Consider the following 16,449-nt stretch of genomic DNA (forward strand, 5'->3'; position numbering starts at 1 on the left):
ATCAAACTCCACTATTTTGAACGGGTGTTGGCGCTTTTGGGTGTTCTTTATTCGGGATCAGACGGTCAAGAACCATGATCACCGCAGGGGTAATCAGCGCAATATACATATTGTTAATACCAAACGGGTCGCCCAGCACGTACCAGACAGACGTGACGACACAGGCGCCAATCAGGCCAGCATTCGCACCACGGGTGCTTTTAAAGAAGGGCGCATAGAAGGCAATCACAGCGACCACGGTGATGGACAACCGAATAGCACGGGTAAAGAACGACAGTTTCAGTACTTCCGGGACCAGCAGCACGAAAATCAGCGGCAGGAAGCCAATAAACAGAGACAGCCAGCGCGTCGCTTTAAATTCCTGCTCCGGCGTTGGATTGCGGTAAGGCACGTAGAAATCTTTGACGACCAGCGAGGCGATAGCCAGCGCCACGGTACTCACACTCACGAAAATGGAGGCAACAAGTGACGTTGTCACGAGTCCGGCAATCCACGGATTCATATCCTGCAGGAAGATAGGCATCGCGTACAGGCTGCTGATTTCCGGATGCAGATATTTGGCTGCCACACCGATCACCGCAATCGCCAGGGAAATAGGCAGACAGAACCAGAAGGCAATCCAGGTGGAACGTTTGGCGGATTTCACGTCTTTGGTAGAACAGATGGCCTGAATCACGAACTGGGTACAGAAAATAGAACCAATGGTGCCAATCAACCACGCGAAAATCGTGCTTGGGCCAAAGTTACCGTCCCAGGTCCAGTAGAAGTGCGGCATCTCTCTGATCATAGGGGTGAAACCACCGGTTTTGTACAGCGCGAAGCCCATGATCACCAGGATACCAAAATATTTCAGTGCGCTGTGCAGCAGGGTAACCCAGGCGACCCCTTTCATCCCGCCGTAAGCGAAGTAGAACGTACTGACAATCGCGGTAATAAAGGCTGCCACCGGCAGACTCACTTTCAGCACGGTTGCGATAGCCGCCGCGCCGCTGACGTAGTTACCGACGTTTACCAGCAACAACGCGTAGATCATGATGATAGAAATGATGTTCTTAGTGCTGTTGCCGTATTTCTCCGCAATCGCGCCGGAGATGGTGATTTTGCCGGTGTTATAAATACGTTTTACCAGCAGCAGACCAAACAACGGGAAACCGATAGCCGCGCCCAGAACGGACCAGGAGGCGGCAATCCCACCTTCAAACGCGGCCTGTGCGGTACCGATAGTGGATTTGGCGCCGATGTATTCAGACATCAATAAGATGCCTACCAGAAAGGCCGGCATTGCGCGCGAGCCTTCCATAAAATCGCCGGAGTTTTTACTGCGTAAACGGAAGGTAAGCCAGGTGGTAAAGACGATATAGGCAATGACTATACCGACAATGATCAGGGTATCTTGTGAAGTAAACGTGTTCATCTTTGCCTCTCTTTGGGGCGAGTGAAGCCAGGGCACCTGAGGTGCCCAATATTCTAATGACGAATGAAAAACGCCTTAACGCACGTACTGCGTCACTATCTGGCGAATTTGCAGTTGTTGTTCTTCGGTGAATGAAACGGCATAACGACTTTCGCCGACGTTATAGCCCATCAGTTGTACTGCTTTTTTAACCGCCGCCGGAGAGAACCCTACGCTATAGAGATCGGTGCGCAGGCCGGTGACATTTTCTTGCGCCTGACGAGAACCTTCCACGTCGCCAGCCCTGAAATGCGACCAGATCGCATTAATTTCATTCGGGGCGACGTTCGCAAGGCCAGAGATACAGGCTGAACACCCTTCCACGAATCCCCGGTGAATCAGGGAGTCCGGTCCGTTAAGGACATCGAAATTATCGATATCTTTTACGGCGTTCAGAAATCCGCTCAGGCTTTCATAGCTGCCTGCGCTGTCTTTAATGCCAATAATGTTCGGATGTTCCGCCAACACGCGAACGGTTTGCGGTTCAAGAGTATTCCCGGTGCGGGCAGGGATGTTATAGAGAAATACCGGGACGCTAAGGGCATCAGCGACAGCGGTATAATGGTTAATTAATTCGTTTTGTTTTAAGGGCACAAAATAGGGGGTAATCACGGAGACCGCGTCGACGCCCAGTTTTTCAATCTGTTTACCCAGACGAATCGTTTCGCGGGTAGCGATCTCACCAATATGAGCCACCACATTGGCGCGACCGGCCACTTCCTCAACACAGGCTGCGGTGACGGTGATTTTTTCCTGCTCATTCAGCACAAAAAACTCACCGTTTGTGCCGCCGCAGAAAATACCGTTTCCGGCAGCCAGTTGGCGATTGACCTGTTCTTTTAGTGACTGAACGTTCAATCCGCCTTCTTCATCAAAAGGCGTGACGATCGCCGTCAGCACGCCTTCAATTTTCTTACTCATTGCACATCTCTCCATGAAAAATCAGTGAAACAATGTCTGGTAAATCGCTTGCACGGCGGCGTGATCAACAGTGCAAGGGGCATTATTCATCAAGCGCTTAACGTTCAGGGCGGCATCGGCCAGCGACGGAACATCCGCGCGCGGCACCCCCAGCGCTTCCAGGTTGTCCGGCAGGTTGAGGCGTTTTACCAGCGCGGCAAAGTAATCCACCAGCGCGTGGGATTTATCCTCATCGCTGAGCGTGGTATCCGCGCCCGGAACCAGATCCCACACCTGCGCAAATTTTTCGACGGCGTACGGGCGCACCACTTTCATGCAGGGGGCCAGCAGAATGGCATTGGCGACACCGTGCGGCAGGTGGTAAGTGCCACCCAGCGGATAGGAGAGCGCATGCACCAGGTGGGTACCCGCATGTGTGATCGCCGCCCCACCGTAATAAGAGGCCCACAACATTTCGAGGCGCGCGGTGAGGTTGTGTGGCTCACTGACGGCGGTTTCGATGTTGTGCAGAAGCTTACGCAGACCGGTCAGGGCGACGTTGTCGCTCACCGGGTTGGCGATCGTGGCGGTAAAGCACTCGATCAGGTGGCACAGGGCATCAATACCGGTAGAAGAGGCGATATGCGCAGGCATGCTGGTGGTCAGTTCCGGCAGCAGGGCGACATAATCTGGCAGCAGCACCGGAGAGATGATCCCCACTTTGGTGTTCTGTTCCGGGATCGCCAGAATCGCATTCGGCGTGGCTTCGGAGCCGGTCCCGGCGGTGGCCGGAATCAATAAAGACGGTACGCGTGCGGTCGGCTTTTCCCCGGCCAGCAGGGCGTCAAGGCCCGGAGAGCGCGGGTGATAAAGTACCGATAACAGTTTGCTGACGTCGAGAACGCTGCCGCCGCCGATACCGACGACCAGATCAAATGCCGCGTCTGGCGCATCGGCGAGAATACGGGCGACATCATGCTGGCTGGGTTCCGGCGGTACGTTGTCAATAATCTGTACCAGTCGGCCTTCTGCCTGCAGCAGCGTCAGAATTTGCTGCGTTGCGGCAAGTTTGATGACGTTGCCATCGCTGACCAGTAAGAGTTTCTTTTTACCTGTAAGCAAAGGCGCGATAGCGGGGATGGCCCCTGCGCCGCTTATCAGGGTGCTGTTTATTGTTACCACAACGTTCTCCTGTCTGTCTTTGTGGTGATTGAACTCAATCATCTTTTTTCAATCACGGTCACTGTATGGCATAAATTTATAATTTATTCGCAAATTAAATAAGTTGATCTTGCTCACATATAATCAATTATGATTGAATATAATCATATCCAGAATGTAACGACGCGGAGTAGGGATGAACAAACAAAGCGCGGTCCAGCAAGTGGTGATTCTGGCCGATGACTTCACAGGCGCAAACGATGCGGGCGTAAGCCTGGCGCAGGCAGGGATGCGTGTAGAAGTAGCACTGGAAGCGACATATCAAAGTGATGCGCAGGCGCTCATTTATAACAGCGACAGCCGGGCGATGACGGCGACGGCGGCGTACGAGAAGGTCGCCGCACTGACCGAAAGCGTACTGCGTCTCTCTTCACCCGCGTGGCTGGTGAAAAAGATAGATTCCACGCTGCGCGGTAATCCGGGGGCGGAAGTGATGGCCATGCAGCGAATTACGGGTGCAAAGGCCGTGATTATCGCCCCGGCATTTCCGGCTGCAGGGCGCATCACCCGCGAGGGGAAATGCCTGGTCAATGGCGTGCTGCTTACCGACACCGAGTTTGCCAGCGATCCGAAAACGCCGATTACCCGTGCGGACGTGGGCGCGCTCTTTAGCGGACATAGCCAGAACATCACACCCTCGCAGTTGCCCGTCGCACTCTTGAGTGGCAGTGCGCAAGCCCCTGCGCTGCTGGTGGTGGATGCGCAAACGGACGCCGATCTGGATGACATCATCACCCATGCCATGCAGGCGAGTGAAAGGCCGCTGCTGGTCGGTTCCGCCGGGTTATGTGATGCCCTGTCACGCCGTCTGGCGCCGCAAAAACAGCCGGTAGTACTGGCGGTTGTCGGCTCAATGAGTGAAATCGCTCAAAAACAGGTGAGCATAGCCGCGCAGCATCCACGCTGCGAACACATCTTTGTTGACATTAATGACGTCTTTCAGTCGTCAGCCACCGATTATCGCGCCGCGATTGTCGCCGCGCTTAACGGTGGACGCCATTGCCTGGTCCATACCTGCCCGGATGAACAGGCGCGCCATCAGGTGGCGGCGCTGTGCGAGCGCTGGGGAGTGAGCCGCGCTGAGTGCGGCGAGCGTATTTGTGATTATTTAGGCGCACTTACCCGCGATGTGCTGCAACACAGTACGCCTGACGGTCTCTATCTCTCGGGGGGTGATGTGGCGATAGCGGTCGCCAGGGCGCTCGGGGCAAAAGGGTTTCAGATTCGTGGGCGCGCCGCAGGTTGCGTGCCTTGGGGATATTTTTCAGGTTGCGAATGGCAACGACCAGTGATGACCAAAGCGGGCGGTTTCGGCGACGAAACCACGTTGCGCAAGGTTTTGCATTTTATTGAGGAGAAGTCGAGTGACTAACATTATTGCCGTAACCATGGGCGATCCTGCGGGGATTGGTCCGGAGATTATTATTAAATCGCTGGTCGAAGGGGAACTGTCCGGGGCGCCGGTTGTGGTTGTGGGCTGTGCCCAAACGTTCAACCGTATTCTGGCGCTGAACATCACGCCGCATGCGGAACTGCGCATTATTAACCAGGTCAGTGAGGCCCATTTTGCCCCTGGCGTGATTAACGTACTGGATGAACCGCTGGCGGACCCGCAGGCATTGGAACCCGGTAAAGTACAAGCCCAGGCAGGCGATCTGGCCTACCGCTGCGTACGTCGTGCGACCGAACTGGCGATGGCCGGCGACGTGAAGGCCATTGCCACCGCACCGCTGAACAAAGAAGCACTGCACTTAGGCGGCCACCACTATCCGGGGCATACTGAACTGTTGGCGAAACTGACCAACATTAATGACTACGCGATGGTGCTCTATACCGACAAACTCAAAGTGATTCACGTCACTACGCATATCGCGCTGCGTAAATTCCTCGATACCCTGAATCAGGATCGCATCAAGACGGTGATTCGTGTGGCGGACAGGTTCCTCAAACGCGTTGGCTTTGCAAATCCGCGTATCGCGGTGGCCGGGGTGAACCCGCATGCCGGAGAAAATGGTCTGTTTGGCGATGAAGAGATCACCACCGTAGGTCCGGCGGTTGAGGCCATGAAAGCCGAAGGCATCAATGTTTACGGCCCGTGCCCGCCAGATACGGTGTTTATGCAGTGCAACGAAGGGATGTACGACATGGTGGTGGCGATGTACCACGATCAGGGACATATTCCGTTAAAATTGCTGGGCTTTTACGATGGGGTTAATATCACTGCTGGTTTGCCGTTTATCCGTACCTCTGCGGATCATGGCACCGCTTTTGATATCGCCTGGACCGGAAAAGCGAAACCGGAGAGCATGGCGGTTTCCATCCAGTTAGCTATGCAAATCACACGAGAATAATATGAAGGGATATAACCGGTTAGAACAGATTATGGATTATCTGAAAGGCCATAATCTGGTAACGGTAGACCAACTGGTGACCATCACCAATGCGTCTCCTGCCACCATTCGCCGCGATTTGATCAAACTCGATCAGGAAGGGGTGATAAGCCGTTCGCACGGCGGCGTTACCCTTAACCGGTTTATCCCCTCGCAGCCGACGACGCATGAGAAAATGCAGCGTAACCTGTCGGAAAAACATGCCATCGCCTGTGCGGCCGCGTCGCTGGTGAAAGCCGGTGACGCGATTGTCCTTGATGCCGGTACCACCATGATTGAACTTGCCCGTCAGTTGACGCATCTGCCGCTGCGGGTGATCACCAGCGATTTGCACATTGCGCTGTTCCTCTCCGAGTTTAAGCAGATCGAAGTGACAATTATTGGTGGGCGTATTGATGACACCAGCCAGTCCTGCATCGGCGATCATGGCCGTAAACTGTTACAGGGGATTTGGCCGGATCTGGCATTCGTAAGCTGCAACGGTTGGGATTTGGAAAAAGGCATCACCTCGCCAACCGAAGAGAAGGCGGCGCTGAAACGGGCATTGATTGATAATGCGCAGCGCCGGGTGTTGCTGGCCGACAGCAGTAAATACGGGGCGTGGTCGCTGTTTAACGTCGCCCGTCTTGATTCACTGACAGATATTGTCACCGACAGTCACCTGGGTGACGATATCCGCCAGAAACTTGCCGTATTACCTGCCCGGTTAACCATCGCGGAATAACCGGGCCACGCCCTCAGGGCAGGCGCGCGATATTGGCTTTTATTACCGATACGGAGTGGTTGAATTTCGCCACTTCGTCCTCTTCAAGCTGTAACTCAATAATCTGCTGTACGCCGCTCTGGGTCAGGACCGCCGGGACACCGATAGCAACGTCGCTTACGCCATACTCACCGTCAAGTACGCAGGAGATCGCCAGCGCGCGGTGGCTTCCGGTAAAGATATTGCGGCAGATTTCCGCAATGGTTCCGGCAATACCGTACTCGGTGCAGCCTTTACGGGCGTAAATTTCAAAACCGTGCTTGCGCACGCTCTCCGCCAGTCCGTCAAAATCGATTGTCTGCCCGGTACGGCGCTTCCAGACATCGGCAATCGGCGAACCGTAGACCGACGAGTGCGACCACACCGGAAACTGGGTGTCGCCATGCTCACCAAGGATAAAAGCATCGATACTCTGCGCGCCGATATCCAGCGTCTGCGCCAGCGCGCGCCGCAACCGGGTGGTATCCAGCCACACGCCGGTACCAATGACCTGGCTGCGCGGCAGGCCAGAGAGTTTCCACACCTGCCAGGTGATGATGTCGCACGGGTTGGTGGCAATCAGAAAGATGCCGTTAAAGCCGTTTTCCATCATCTGCGGCACAATGTTTTTAACGATACGCGCGGTGTTTTGTAGCTCGTCCAGGCGGGTCTGCCCCGGTTTAAGCGGGCCGCCGGAGACAGTGATGACCGCAATGTCCACATCGGCACAGTCGGCGGCGTAGCGGTGGGTAATATGCATCATGCCCGGCATATACGCGGCGGCATCCGCCAGATCCTGCACATGGCCTTCAACGCGATCGCGGTTCAAATCAACAAGGATCAACTCTTCGGCAATGTTCTGATTCAGCAGGGCGTAAGCCGCCGATGCGCCAACATTGCCAGTACCGATGATCATCACTTTGCGGGCTCTGGTATTCATTTCTCTTCCGTTATCACGATTACGCGTGAGCGTAAATTACCGCCGCAGGCGCGATTTATGCAATCCGGACAGGGATATATAAGTTAATTGTATGGCGAAGTGAGCAGGGTTTGCGCGTAATTTAACAGAACCATAACAGGAGAGCCCATGTATACCTTTATCCCCGCCTCGGCGAGCCAGCCGGACATTCGTACTCTGATTGCCGCCCTGGATGCTTATCAAACCCAACTCTATCCGGCGGAGAGTAATCACCTGCTGGATCTGGCAACCCTGCCACCTGAGAGCGTAATCATGCAAGCCATCGTACATACGTCCGGAGAGATGGTCGGCTGCGGTGCCATTGTGCTTAACGACGATGGTACCGGTGAGATGAAGCGGGTCTATATCGATGCGCGCCACCGGGGTCAGCAACTGGGGGATAAGCTGCTGAATGCCCTGGAAGCGGCGGCCGTTGCGCGCGAGTGCCATACGCTGCGCCTGGAGACGGGCATTAAACAGCAGTCGGCAGTTCGTCTTTATACACGCTGCGGATACCAGCAGCGGGAGGCTTTTGCCCCTTACGCAGAAGATCCGCTCAGTATTTTTATGGAAAAACGGCTGACTGCGGATCGGCTTTCAGCACTTCAATAAAGGCATCCAGGTGGCGGGTTTTCGCACCACGCCGCCACACCAGCCAGGTGTTCAGCCAGCGCCAGTTTTCCGCCAGCGGCCAGGCGCCGACCTGGTGGTGACCGGGCATACTTTCCAGCATGCTGCGCGGAATAAGCGCCAGTCCGGCACCGGCAATCACGCAGGCAAGCATGCCGTGATAGGACTCCATTTCGTGGATTTTCCCGGGGGTAGCCTGATCGGCGTGAAACCAGCTCTCAAAATGGCGACGATAGGAACAGTTGGCGCGAAACGCATAAATACTGGAACCATTCACCTGGGCGGCCCGGGTGATGGGCTCGTGGCCGTGCGGGGCGACAATCATCATCTCTTCACGGTAGACCGGAATGCCTTCCAGACCGGGATGCATCACCGGCCCATCGACAAAGGCGGCGCTCAGCGTGCCATCGAGAATACCGTCAATCATCGTGCCGGAAGGCCCGGTTGCCAGATCGAACTGAATGCGCGGATAGCGCTGATTATATTTCGCCAGTGTGGCCGGGATACGCACTGCTGCGGTGCTCTCCAGCGAACCGAGCGAAAACAACCCCTGTGGCTCGTCCCCGGCCACAACCATCCGCGCTTCATCAACCAGCGCGAGGATCTGCTGGCTGTAGCGCAAAAAGCTGTGCCCGGCGGGAGAAAGACGCAGCCGCTGGTTTTCACGAATAAAGAGATCCACCCCCAGGTCGGCCTCAAGCTGGCGAATGCGGGTGGTCAGATTCGACGGCACACGATGCACTTTTTGCGCGGCCTGGGTAATGCTGCCGGTCTGCGCCACGGCGTTAAACATCTCAAGCTGCGTTAAATCCATAGCGTTCTCCATTCGTGAATAGTGAAGTTAATATTATTCAGTTTTCAGGAATAACAAATTCAGCGACGATAGCGCAATACCTGAACAGCGAAAGCGAGAGAATTATGTCAATTTCATCTGCCACCCATGCCATTTCCGTGAATCCGGCGACCGGGGAAACCCTGTCGGCTACCCCCTGGGCCAGCCGTGAAGACGTCGACGCTGCCCTGGAACTTGCTGCCAGAGGCTATCGCCAGTGGCGGCAAAAAAGTGTCAATGAGCGTGCGCAGGTTTTGCGTGCGGTCGGTGAGGTATTGCGCCGTCACGGCGAAGCGATGGCGCAGTTGATTTCACAAGAAATGGGCAAACCGATAGCCCAGGCGCGCGGCGAAGTCGCTAAATCCGCCAACCTGTGCGACTGGTACGCCGAACACGGCCCGGCGATGCTGGGTTCAGAAGCCACCCAGGTTGAAAACAACCGGGCGACCATTGAATACCGTCCGATGGGGCCGATTCTGGCGGTGATGCCGTGGAACTTTCCGCTGTGGCAGGTGCTGCGCGGTGCGGTGCCGATTCTGCTGGCGGGCAACAGCTATCTGCTTAAGCATGCGCCGAATGTGCTGGGTTGTGCGGCGCTGACAGGCAAAATCTTTGCCGAAGCCGGGGTGCCGCAGGGCGTCTTTGGCTGGGTGAATGCCACCAACGACGGCGTGAGCCAGGCGATTAACGATCCGCGCATTGCGGCAATAACCGTTACCGGCAGCGTGCGTGCCGGGGCGGCGATTGGCGCTCAGGCCGGCGCCGCGCTGAAAAAATGTGTGCTCGAACTGGGCGGGTCCGACCCGTTTATTGTCCTTGGTGATGCGGATCTCGATCTGGCCGTGAAAGCAGCAGTGGCCGGACGTTATCAGAACACCGGGCAGGTTTGCGCGGCGGCTAAACGTTTTATTGTTGAAGCCAGCATTGCCGATGCCTTCACGGAGAAATTTATCGCGGCGGCGGCGGCCTTACCCCAGGGGGAACCGCAGGCTGAGTCAACCTACCTTGGCCCGATGGCACGTTACGACCTGCGTGATGAACTGCACGCTCAGGTACTGGCGACGGTCAGCGAAGGGGCAACCCTGGCCCTCGGCGGTGAAAAACCCTCCGGGGCAGGGAACTACTACCCGGCAACCGTGCTGACCCATGTGACGCCAGAGATGACCGCTTTCCGTCAGGAGATGTTCGGCCCGGTGGCAGCCATCACCGTAGCGCGCGATGCGGAACATGCGCTGGAACTGGCCAATGACAGTGATTTCGGTCTGTCTGCGACGGTGTTTACCGCCGATATGGCGCTGGCAGAGGATATTGCCGCCCGCCTGGAGTGCGGTGGCGTCTTTATTAACGGCTACAGCGCCAGCGATGCCCGCGTGGCGTTCGGTGGTGTGAAGAAAAGCGGATTTGGTCGTGAGTTGTCGCATTTCGGTCTGCACGAGTTTTGTAACGTGCAAACCGTATGGAAAGATCGCCTGTGATCGTATGCGCGCCCTTGCGGGGGCGCGCCGTCTGCGGATGTCATGGTTTCGTCATACTTCTTTCGTAAACTCGCGGGCATCGTGAGGTTATAGAAGAATATCATGAACTTAAAGCAAATTTTCCGCCGAATTTTTCGGCAATTGACACCACGGCAGTTTGGCTTACTGGCAGGTATCTTCTGGATAATAGGACTTTTTTCCGCACTCCAGATTGCCTCCTCCTTCGTTCTCACCCTGTCGTTGCGCGATGCGCAACACAACGAACAACTCAATCAACAAACCCACCTGCAACAGGTAAAAGTCGATGAAGCCCGCGTGGCGTTACTGGCGGCAAGCGATCTGCTTAACCGCGCAGGCGTCTATTTTATGCAGGATAAAGAGACCGGTTCTGACGGTAGCTGGCATAGCCTGATGGATGAGGCGCAGGCTGCGCTTGCGACGTCGCAGAAATCCTGGCAGGCATGGCTTGCGATGAATCCACCGAAAGATGACGGGCTGATCAACAGTTACCAGCTTTTCTACGGGGCAATCAAAGAACAGGCCGACGGGCTGGTGAAAACCAATTCTATCGATGCGTTCTTTGCCGTTCCGGCCCAGGCGTTTCAGGCCGATTTTAACGACAACTACGCGCGTTTTCAGCAGGCCAGTGAAAAGCGGGCCGATGAAGGCCGTCTGACCTTAATGGGCGGGCTAGCGCGCCTGCAACAGGTGTTTGTGCTGGTGCCTGTGCTGTTGGTGGTTATTGCCATTGCAGTCTGGTTTGGCATGTCGCGCTGGGTAATTTCACCGCTGCGTCGGCTAATTGCCCATATCAATACTCTGGCCGCCGGTGACCTTTCCACGCCATTGCCGGAGGTCAAACGCTTCAACCGTGAAGTTGATCAGATTGTCCTGAGCGTCGACACCATGCAACACGGGTTACAGCAACTGGTCAGCCAGGTGAGTCACGCCACCCGTTCGATGGTGAACAATATTGATAGCCTGGCGCAGGGCAACCAGAAGCTGTATCAGCAATCGACCCGCCAGGCACAAGAGCTTGAGGACGTGACGGCCCATATCGCGACCCTTGAATCCCATGTTGAAGGCAATAGCGGCTATGCCCAGCTTGCCAGTGAACGTGCTGATGAAGCGCGTAAAGTCGCGGCGGGGGGCGACAGCATGATGGAGACGGTAAACCAGTCGATGCAGGCGATTGTGGGCCGGGCGTCTGAAATGCGCGGTATCGTCGAATTGATTGAAGGGGTGGCGTTCCAGACCAATATTCTGGCGCTCAATGCCGCCATCGAGGCGGCGCACGCGGGTAACCACGGGCGCGGCTTTGCGGTGGTGGCCAAAGAGGTGGGTCTGCTGGCGCGTAAGAGCAGCCATTCGACGCAAACCATCCAGCAACTGATCAACCACTCTTTGCAGGGCATTAACGACGGTACTCACGCGGTCAGTAAGCTGGAAGATAACCTGCAACAGGTCACCGGCCTGGTCGGGCATCTTAGCGGATTACTGAACGATATCTCCACGGCGACCCTAAGCCAGGGGGAGAGCATTCATCATATGACCCGTCGTTTGCATTCGCTCAATAAGGTGGCGCGCCGCACCGGGGAGCTGGTCACGGATGCCACCGAAGCGTCCGTGCAACTGCATAATGATTCTCACGCGCTGATGCAGGCCGTTTCCCGCTTTCGTCTCCCGGCCTGATTTTTGCTATACTCGCAGCCCATTTTACGGCTGCGAGTAAGGATCGGGTGTGGCGACAGTCATGGATAACAGCGTACTTGAGGCATTGCTTGAGCAGGTACGCCCGCTGAAAGGTCTGGGAAAAGTGGCAGACTATATTCCCGCGCTGGCGACCGTCAGCGGGGATAAATTGGGCATCGCCATTTGTACCGTCGACGGTGAACATTTCCAGGCAGGTGATGCCGACGAGCGTTTTTCCATTCAGTCACTTTCAAAAGTCCTCAGCCTTGTGGTGGCGATGAACCATTACGAGGAGGATGAAATCTGGACGCGTGTCGGTAAAGACCCGTCCGGTCAGCCGTTTAATTCTCTATTGCAACTTGAAATAGAGCAGGGCAAACCGCGTAATCCGTTTATCAATGCGGGCGCGCTGGTGGTCTGCGATATGTTGCATAGCCGCCTGAGCGCCCCACGCCAGCGGATGCTGGAAATCGTGCGCAAACTGTCCGCCACGCCGGATATCACGTTCGACAGCGTGGTGGCCCGCTCCGAGTTTGAACATTCCGCGCGTAACGCGGCGATTGCCTGGTTGATGAAATCCTTTGGTAACTTCAATAATGATGTTGCCACGGTACTGCAAAACTACTTTCACTACTGCGCGCTGAAAATGAGCTGTGTCGAGCTGGCGCGGACCTTTCTCTTTTTGGCCGATAAAGGCACGGCGCCGCACCTTGCGCAACCGGTGTTAACGCCGCAACAAACACGCCAGGTCAACGCGCTGATGGCAACCAGCGGCATGTATCAAAATGCCGGTGAGTTCGCCTGGCGTGTCGGGTTACCGGCAAAATCGGGCGTGGGCGGCGGCATTGTCGCGATTGTGCCGCAAGAGATGGCCATTGCGGTCTGGAGCCCGGAACTGGACGAGGCCGGCAATTCACTGGCGGGGATTGCCCTACTGGAGGCGCTGACCCAAAAACTGGGGCGTTCGGTGTATTGATGTCTGACTACGACGCTTTGTTTGCGCGGCTTGCCCGCTCCACTTTTCGTTCCCGCTTTCGGCTGGGGGCGAAAGAGCGCCAGTACTGCGTGGATAAGGGCGCAGAGGTTATCGCGGCACACGCGGCTGATTTTGTTGCCCGGCGCCTGGCCCCTGCGCTACCTCATAATGACGGCAAACAGACGCCGATGCGCGGTCATCCGGTCTTTATTGCCCAGCATGCCACGGCCACCTGCTGTCGGGGGTGTCTGGCAAAATGGCACGCTATTCCTGCAGGCGCTGAACTTACAGAGGTACAGCAGCGCTATATCGTCGGGGTGATTTATCACTGGCTGGTCCTGCAAATGAATTCATAACACTAATGAATTAAACGGCAAACACATGTTAAAAGTCTGTTATATCGACATTACATGTTAAGCTATACGCCGTTTTTGTCGCGTCGAAATGACCTGCAACATCCTTACCTGGGATTGATAAGTAATGCGCGCTCTTTTTTCGCCCACATTTCGCCTGCTGCGAAATGATCAGCCGTTCATCAATGCGACGGTGATTTTTCTGATCACCACGCTTTTTTATTTTGTTGGGGCGATGCTGCGTCTGGTCGAGGCGCTTTCGCTCTTCTGGCCGCTAAATGCAGTAATGGCAGGGATCTTTGCCCGTTACGCTTTCTTACAGCGCTGGCCTTACTATCTGATGAGCTTTGTGGCGATGCTTATCTATGACGGCGTCACCACCTCGTGGGGCTGGTCATCGGTGGTGATTAACTTTTCTAACATGGTTTTTATCATAACCATGGCGCAACTGGTGCAACGCGAGCAGCGGCTTATGCGTCATGCGCCGCAACCCATAAACGCCCTTAATCTTTTTGGCTACTGTCTGGTGTCGGCAATGCTCTGCTCGCTTTTCGGTGCCTTTGGCTCGATGGGGGTAGTCATCAACCAAGATTTCCTGATGCTCTTTGGTGACTGGTTCAGCGAGCAGTTCTCGACGGGCGTACTGATCCTGCCTTGCATTCTGACCGCTGTCTGGCCGGATACGCGGCTGGCTTTAAATAGCAAAACGTTGCTGCCAGTACTGGCGCTGATTGTCTCCGTACTGGCCTCGGTGTGGGTAGGGGGAGCGGGCAGTCTGGCATTCCCGCTGCCGGCGCTTATCTGGTGCGCCGTCACTTTCTCCTTGCCGTTGACCTGCCTGCTGACATTGATAACCGGCGGGCTGGAGATCATCCTGGTGGCCAACGGGTTGATCAATATTTTTGTCGCCTCGCCGTTACAGATGTCGCGCATGTTTTCTGCCCGACTGGGCATTGCCACAATGGCAATTTGCCCGGTCATCGTTTCTGTTAGCGTAGAAACCATCAACCGTCTGATGCGCCATGTGTCTTTGCGCGCGGACTACGATTTTCTGACCCGCGTCTACTCCCGCTCCGGTCTGTATGAAGCGCTCAACCATGACAGTAATGGCTTTGCCAACCAACATCTGACGGTCATGCTGCTGGATATCGATTACTTCAAAAGCGTTAATGATAACCACGGGCACGAGTGCGGCGACCGGATACTCACCTCGTTTGCGCAGAAGGTTCGTCAGGCGCTGGGGGAGCAGGGCATTATTGCCCGGATGGGCGGTGAAGAGTTCGCGGTAATAGCCGCTACGCCTGGTCCGCAGCAGGGTTTTCTGTTGGCTGAACGGCTGCGTAAGTCGGTTGAGGGGCAACTTTTTCACTGGCATGACCAGACACTGCGCCTGACGGTCAGTATTGGCGTCAGCAACGGACAGGTCCTTTCCGGCTCGTTGACGGAGGCTTTTAATAAATTACTCGCTGAGGCGGATGAGTATCTTTATCGTTCCAAAAAGGCGGGGCGAAATTGCACCAGTATGCGTCAGTCGCCACTGGAAGAAACATTAAAGCCTTCGGTCAGTTTCTGAGCCCGAACGGTTTCTCAATCTCCTGTTTCGACAGCGCGCATCTGCAATGTAATAAGGCAAAACGATAGCGATAAGTTATTAAATTACTTGCTACAAATTTTCATCGTCAATACTATAACCGAGTATATGTATCGGAAAAAATTTGCGCCATGAATGGATCTGACAATTTGAAGAAAAGCGAGCGGATCACTGGCGGCAGGTTCGTCAGGCGCATGTACCTGATGCGTATTCTTGGGACCTTTCTCTGTTTTTTCCCCATCCTCTCCGTATTGTTGGAACTCCATCGTCCCCTGTGGCTGATACTCTTACTGGGCGCTAATGCCTTTATCTGGCCGACACTGGCGTTTATGCGCGCCCGCTGCTCCGACATCCCCCTGACGCTGGAACATCAAAACCTGATCTTAGATGCCGGTGCCGGTGGCTTCTGGATAGCCATGATGTCGGTTAACCCCCTGCCATCGGTGGTCATTGCCACGATCCTGCTCGCCGATCGCCTCTCGGCGGGTGGCGTTGAGCTGATGCGCAAAGCGGGGATGTTAATGCTGGCCGCTTTTGCGGCGGCATGGGTGGCGCAGGGTATGGATTTTTATGTTGAGGTGTCTCAGCGCACCATGTTCACGACGCTGCCCCTGATTGCCATCTATATGCTGGCGCTCAGCGTACTGACCGACAATATTGCCGTAAAGCTGCGAAATAAAAGCCGCGAGCTGGAACGCATTGCGATGATGGACCCGCTGCTGGATATTGCCAACCGTCGCCTGCTGGAAAAACGTATCCAGTATGAGTTGGATAAACTGCGTGAACTGCCGCGCAATTCAATGCTGATGTTCATCGATATCGATAATTTCAAAGAAGTTAACGATCGGTTTGGTCACAAAGTGGGCGACGCGCTGCTGGTCACAGTGTCGAAGATCCTGCATGCCGCGACGCGAAAAACGGATACCCCGGCGCGGCTGGGTGGGGATGAATTCGTGATTTTGCTTCCGGATACTACCCAGGAAGAGGCGCTTGCCGTTGCCGGGCGAATTATGGATTCCGCTGCCGTGATGAGCGTAACTCAGGAATATGCCTTCCACTGTACACTGAGTATTGGCATTGCCAGTGCGACCCAGGGGATGCAAAACGTCACCGACTGGCTGAAAGCGGCGGATGACGCCCTCTATAAAGCAAAACGCCGCGGCAAAAATCAAATCTACTCACACTGACAAACGTGCTGAATACGCTAAGCTTTATCCTGTACACCGCGAATCGGTC

Annotated in this window: 15 protein-coding genes; 10 read left to right on the plus strand and 5 right to left on the minus strand. The window is 55.3% G+C overall.

What is annotated here, in order from left to right; translation table 11 throughout:
• Window position 1 precedes the first annotated feature (1 nt).
• From ABIB59_RS15260 to ABIB59_RS15270, 3 genes are all read right to left on the minus strand, one after another.
• Window positions 2-1,414 (minus strand): sodium:solute symporter family protein, encoded by a 1,413-nt coding sequence (locus ABIB59_RS15260; protein WP_079498237.1) that lies wholly within the window; start codon window positions 1,412-1,414, stop codon window positions 2-4.
• A gap of 75 nt (window positions 1,415-1,489) precedes the next feature.
• On the minus strand, window positions 1,490-2,374 hold the full coding sequence (locus ABIB59_RS15265; RefSeq protein ID WP_039078929.1) for a dihydrodipicolinate synthase family protein: 885 nt from the start codon (window positions 2,372-2,374) through the stop codon (window positions 1,490-1,492).
• A 21-nt stretch (window positions 2,375-2,395) separates the two neighbouring features.
• Entirely contained in the window at window positions 2,396-3,535 is a 1,140-nt protein-coding gene (locus ABIB59_RS15270; protein WP_169039419.1) for an iron-containing alcohol dehydrogenase, read from the minus strand.
• Window positions 3,536-3,710: 175 nt separating this feature from the next.
• Here ABIB59_RS15270 and dtnK point away from each other — a divergent pair, with 175 nt between their 5' ends.
• Genes dtnK through ABIB59_RS15285 form a run of 3 tightly spaced genes read left to right on the plus strand, consistent with a single transcriptional unit; the run spans window position 3,711 to window position 6,688 of the window.
• Window positions 3,711-4,946 (plus strand): D-threonate kinase, encoded by a 1,236-nt coding sequence (gene dtnK / locus ABIB59_RS15275; protein WP_125124619.1) that lies wholly within the window; start codon window positions 3,711-3,713, stop codon window positions 4,944-4,946.
• A complete protein-coding gene (locus ABIB59_RS15280; RefSeq protein WP_107222770.1) occupies window positions 4,939-5,925 on the plus strand; it encodes a D-threonate 4-phosphate dehydrogenase in 987 nt (328 codons plus the stop codon). The genes dtnK and ABIB59_RS15280 overlap by 8 nt, the downstream gene beginning before the upstream one ends.
• A gap of 1 nt (window position 5,926) precedes the next feature.
• Complete coding sequence (locus tag ABIB59_RS15285) at window positions 5,927-6,688, plus strand: DeoR/GlpR family DNA-binding transcription regulator (RefSeq protein WP_039078932.1); 762 nt, start codon at window positions 5,927-5,929, stop codon at window positions 6,686-6,688.
• A gap of 13 nt (window positions 6,689-6,701) precedes the next feature.
• Here ABIB59_RS15285 and ABIB59_RS15290 read toward each other — a convergent pair whose 3' ends face one another.
• Window positions 6,702-7,646 (minus strand): L-lactate dehydrogenase, encoded by a 945-nt coding sequence (locus tag ABIB59_RS15290; RefSeq protein WP_354036024.1) that lies wholly within the window; start codon window positions 7,644-7,646, stop codon window positions 6,702-6,704.
• A 147-nt stretch (window positions 7,647-7,793) separates the two neighbouring features.
• Between ABIB59_RS15290 and ABIB59_RS15295 the strand changes: the two genes are divergently transcribed.
• Window positions 7,794-8,276: a GNAT family N-acetyltransferase gene (locus tag ABIB59_RS15295; protein WP_354036026.1), complete on the plus strand. Its 483-nt coding sequence runs from the start codon at window positions 7,794-7,796 to the stop codon at window positions 8,274-8,276.
• Here the strand turns inward: ABIB59_RS15295 and ptrR are convergent.
• Window positions 8,230-9,108 (minus strand): putrescine utilization regulator PtrR, encoded by an 879-nt coding sequence (gene ptrR, locus ABIB59_RS15300; RefSeq protein ID WP_039078935.1) that lies wholly within the window; start codon window positions 9,106-9,108, stop codon window positions 8,230-8,232. The two genes, ABIB59_RS15295 and ptrR, sit on opposite strands and share 47 nt — an antisense overlap.
• A gap of 104 nt (window positions 9,109-9,212) precedes the next feature.
• Here ptrR and sad point away from each other — a divergent pair, with 104 nt between their 5' ends.
• From sad to ABIB59_RS15330, 6 genes are all read left to right on the plus strand, one after another.
• A complete protein-coding gene (gene sad, locus ABIB59_RS15305) occupies window positions 9,213-10,601 on the plus strand; it encodes a succinate-semialdehyde dehydrogenase (protein ID WP_354036028.1) in 1,389 nt (462 codons plus the stop codon).
• A gap of 102 nt (window positions 10,602-10,703) precedes the next feature.
• The gene (locus ABIB59_RS15310) at window positions 10,704-12,293 is read left to right on the plus strand and encodes a methyl-accepting chemotaxis protein (RefSeq protein WP_039078937.1); all 1,590 of its coding nucleotides are present in this window, start codon (window positions 10,704-10,706) and stop codon (window positions 12,291-12,293) included.
• A 49-nt stretch (window positions 12,294-12,342) separates the two neighbouring features.
• A complete protein-coding gene (glsB, locus tag ABIB59_RS15315; protein ID WP_354036030.1) occupies window positions 12,343-13,269 on the plus strand; it encodes a glutaminase B in 927 nt (308 codons plus the stop codon).
• Window positions 13,269-13,625 (plus strand): DUF4186 domain-containing protein, encoded by a 357-nt coding sequence (locus ABIB59_RS15320; protein ID WP_039078939.1) that lies wholly within the window; start codon window positions 13,269-13,271, stop codon window positions 13,623-13,625. The genes glsB and ABIB59_RS15320 overlap by 1 nt, the downstream gene beginning before the upstream one ends.
• Window positions 13,626-13,749: 124 nt before the next feature.
• Entirely contained in the window at window positions 13,750-15,195 is a 1,446-nt protein-coding gene (locus tag ABIB59_RS15325) for a GGDEF domain-containing protein (RefSeq protein ID WP_107222767.1), read from the plus strand.
• Between the two features lie 212 nt (window positions 15,196-15,407).
• Entirely contained in the window at window positions 15,408-16,400 is a 993-nt protein-coding gene (locus ABIB59_RS15330) for a sensor domain-containing diguanylate cyclase (RefSeq protein ID WP_107222766.1), read from the plus strand.
• The last annotated feature ends 49 nt before the right edge of the window (window positions 16,401-16,449 follow it).

The sequence above is a fragment of the Citrobacter sp. UYEF32 genome (assembly GCF_040546205.1).
Classification (GTDB): Bacteria; Pseudomonadota; Gammaproteobacteria; order Enterobacterales; family Enterobacteriaceae; genus Phytobacter; species Phytobacter diazotrophicus.

Bases quoted from the DNA above. Each gene is read 5' to 3' on its own strand.
- ABIB59_RS15295 (WP_354036026.1), top strand. From the start codon at position 7,794: ATGTATACCTTTATCCCCGCCTCGGCGAGCCAGCCGGACATTCGTACT.
- ABIB59_RS15325 (WP_107222767.1), top strand. From the start codon at position 13,750: ATGCGCGCTCTTTTTTCGCCCACATTTCGCCTGCTGCGAAATGATCAG.
- ABIB59_RS15265 (WP_039078929.1), bottom strand. From the start codon at position 2,374: ATGAGTAAGAAAATTGAAGGCGTGCTGACGGCGATCGTCACGCCTTTT.
- sad (WP_354036028.1), top strand. From the start codon at position 9,213: ATGTCAATTTCATCTGCCACCCATGCCATTTCCGTGAATCCGGCGACC.
- ABIB59_RS15330 (WP_107222766.1), top strand. From the start codon at position 15,408: ATGTACCTGATGCGTATTCTTGGGACCTTTCTCTGTTTTTTCCCCATC.
- ABIB59_RS15290 (WP_354036024.1), bottom strand. From the start codon at position 7,646: ATGAATACCAGAGCCCGCAAAGTGATGATCATCGGTACTGGCAATGTT.
- ptrR (WP_039078935.1), bottom strand. From the start codon at position 9,108: ATGGATTTAACGCAGCTTGAGATGTTTAACGCCGTGGCGCAGACCGGC.
- ABIB59_RS15320 (WP_039078939.1), top strand. From the start codon at position 13,269: ATGTCTGACTACGACGCTTTGTTTGCGCGGCTTGCCCGCTCCACTTTT.
- ABIB59_RS15285 (WP_039078932.1), top strand. From the start codon at position 5,927: ATGAAGGGATATAACCGGTTAGAACAGATTATGGATTATCTGAAAGGC.
- ABIB59_RS15310 (WP_039078937.1), top strand. From the start codon at position 10,704: ATGAACTTAAAGCAAATTTTCCGCCGAATTTTTCGGCAATTGACACCA.
- dtnK (WP_125124619.1), top strand. From the start codon at position 3,711: ATGAACAAACAAAGCGCGGTCCAGCAAGTGGTGATTCTGGCCGATGAC.
- ABIB59_RS15260 (WP_079498237.1), bottom strand. From the start codon at position 1,414: ATGAACACGTTTACTTCACAAGATACCCTGATCATTGTCGGTATAGTC.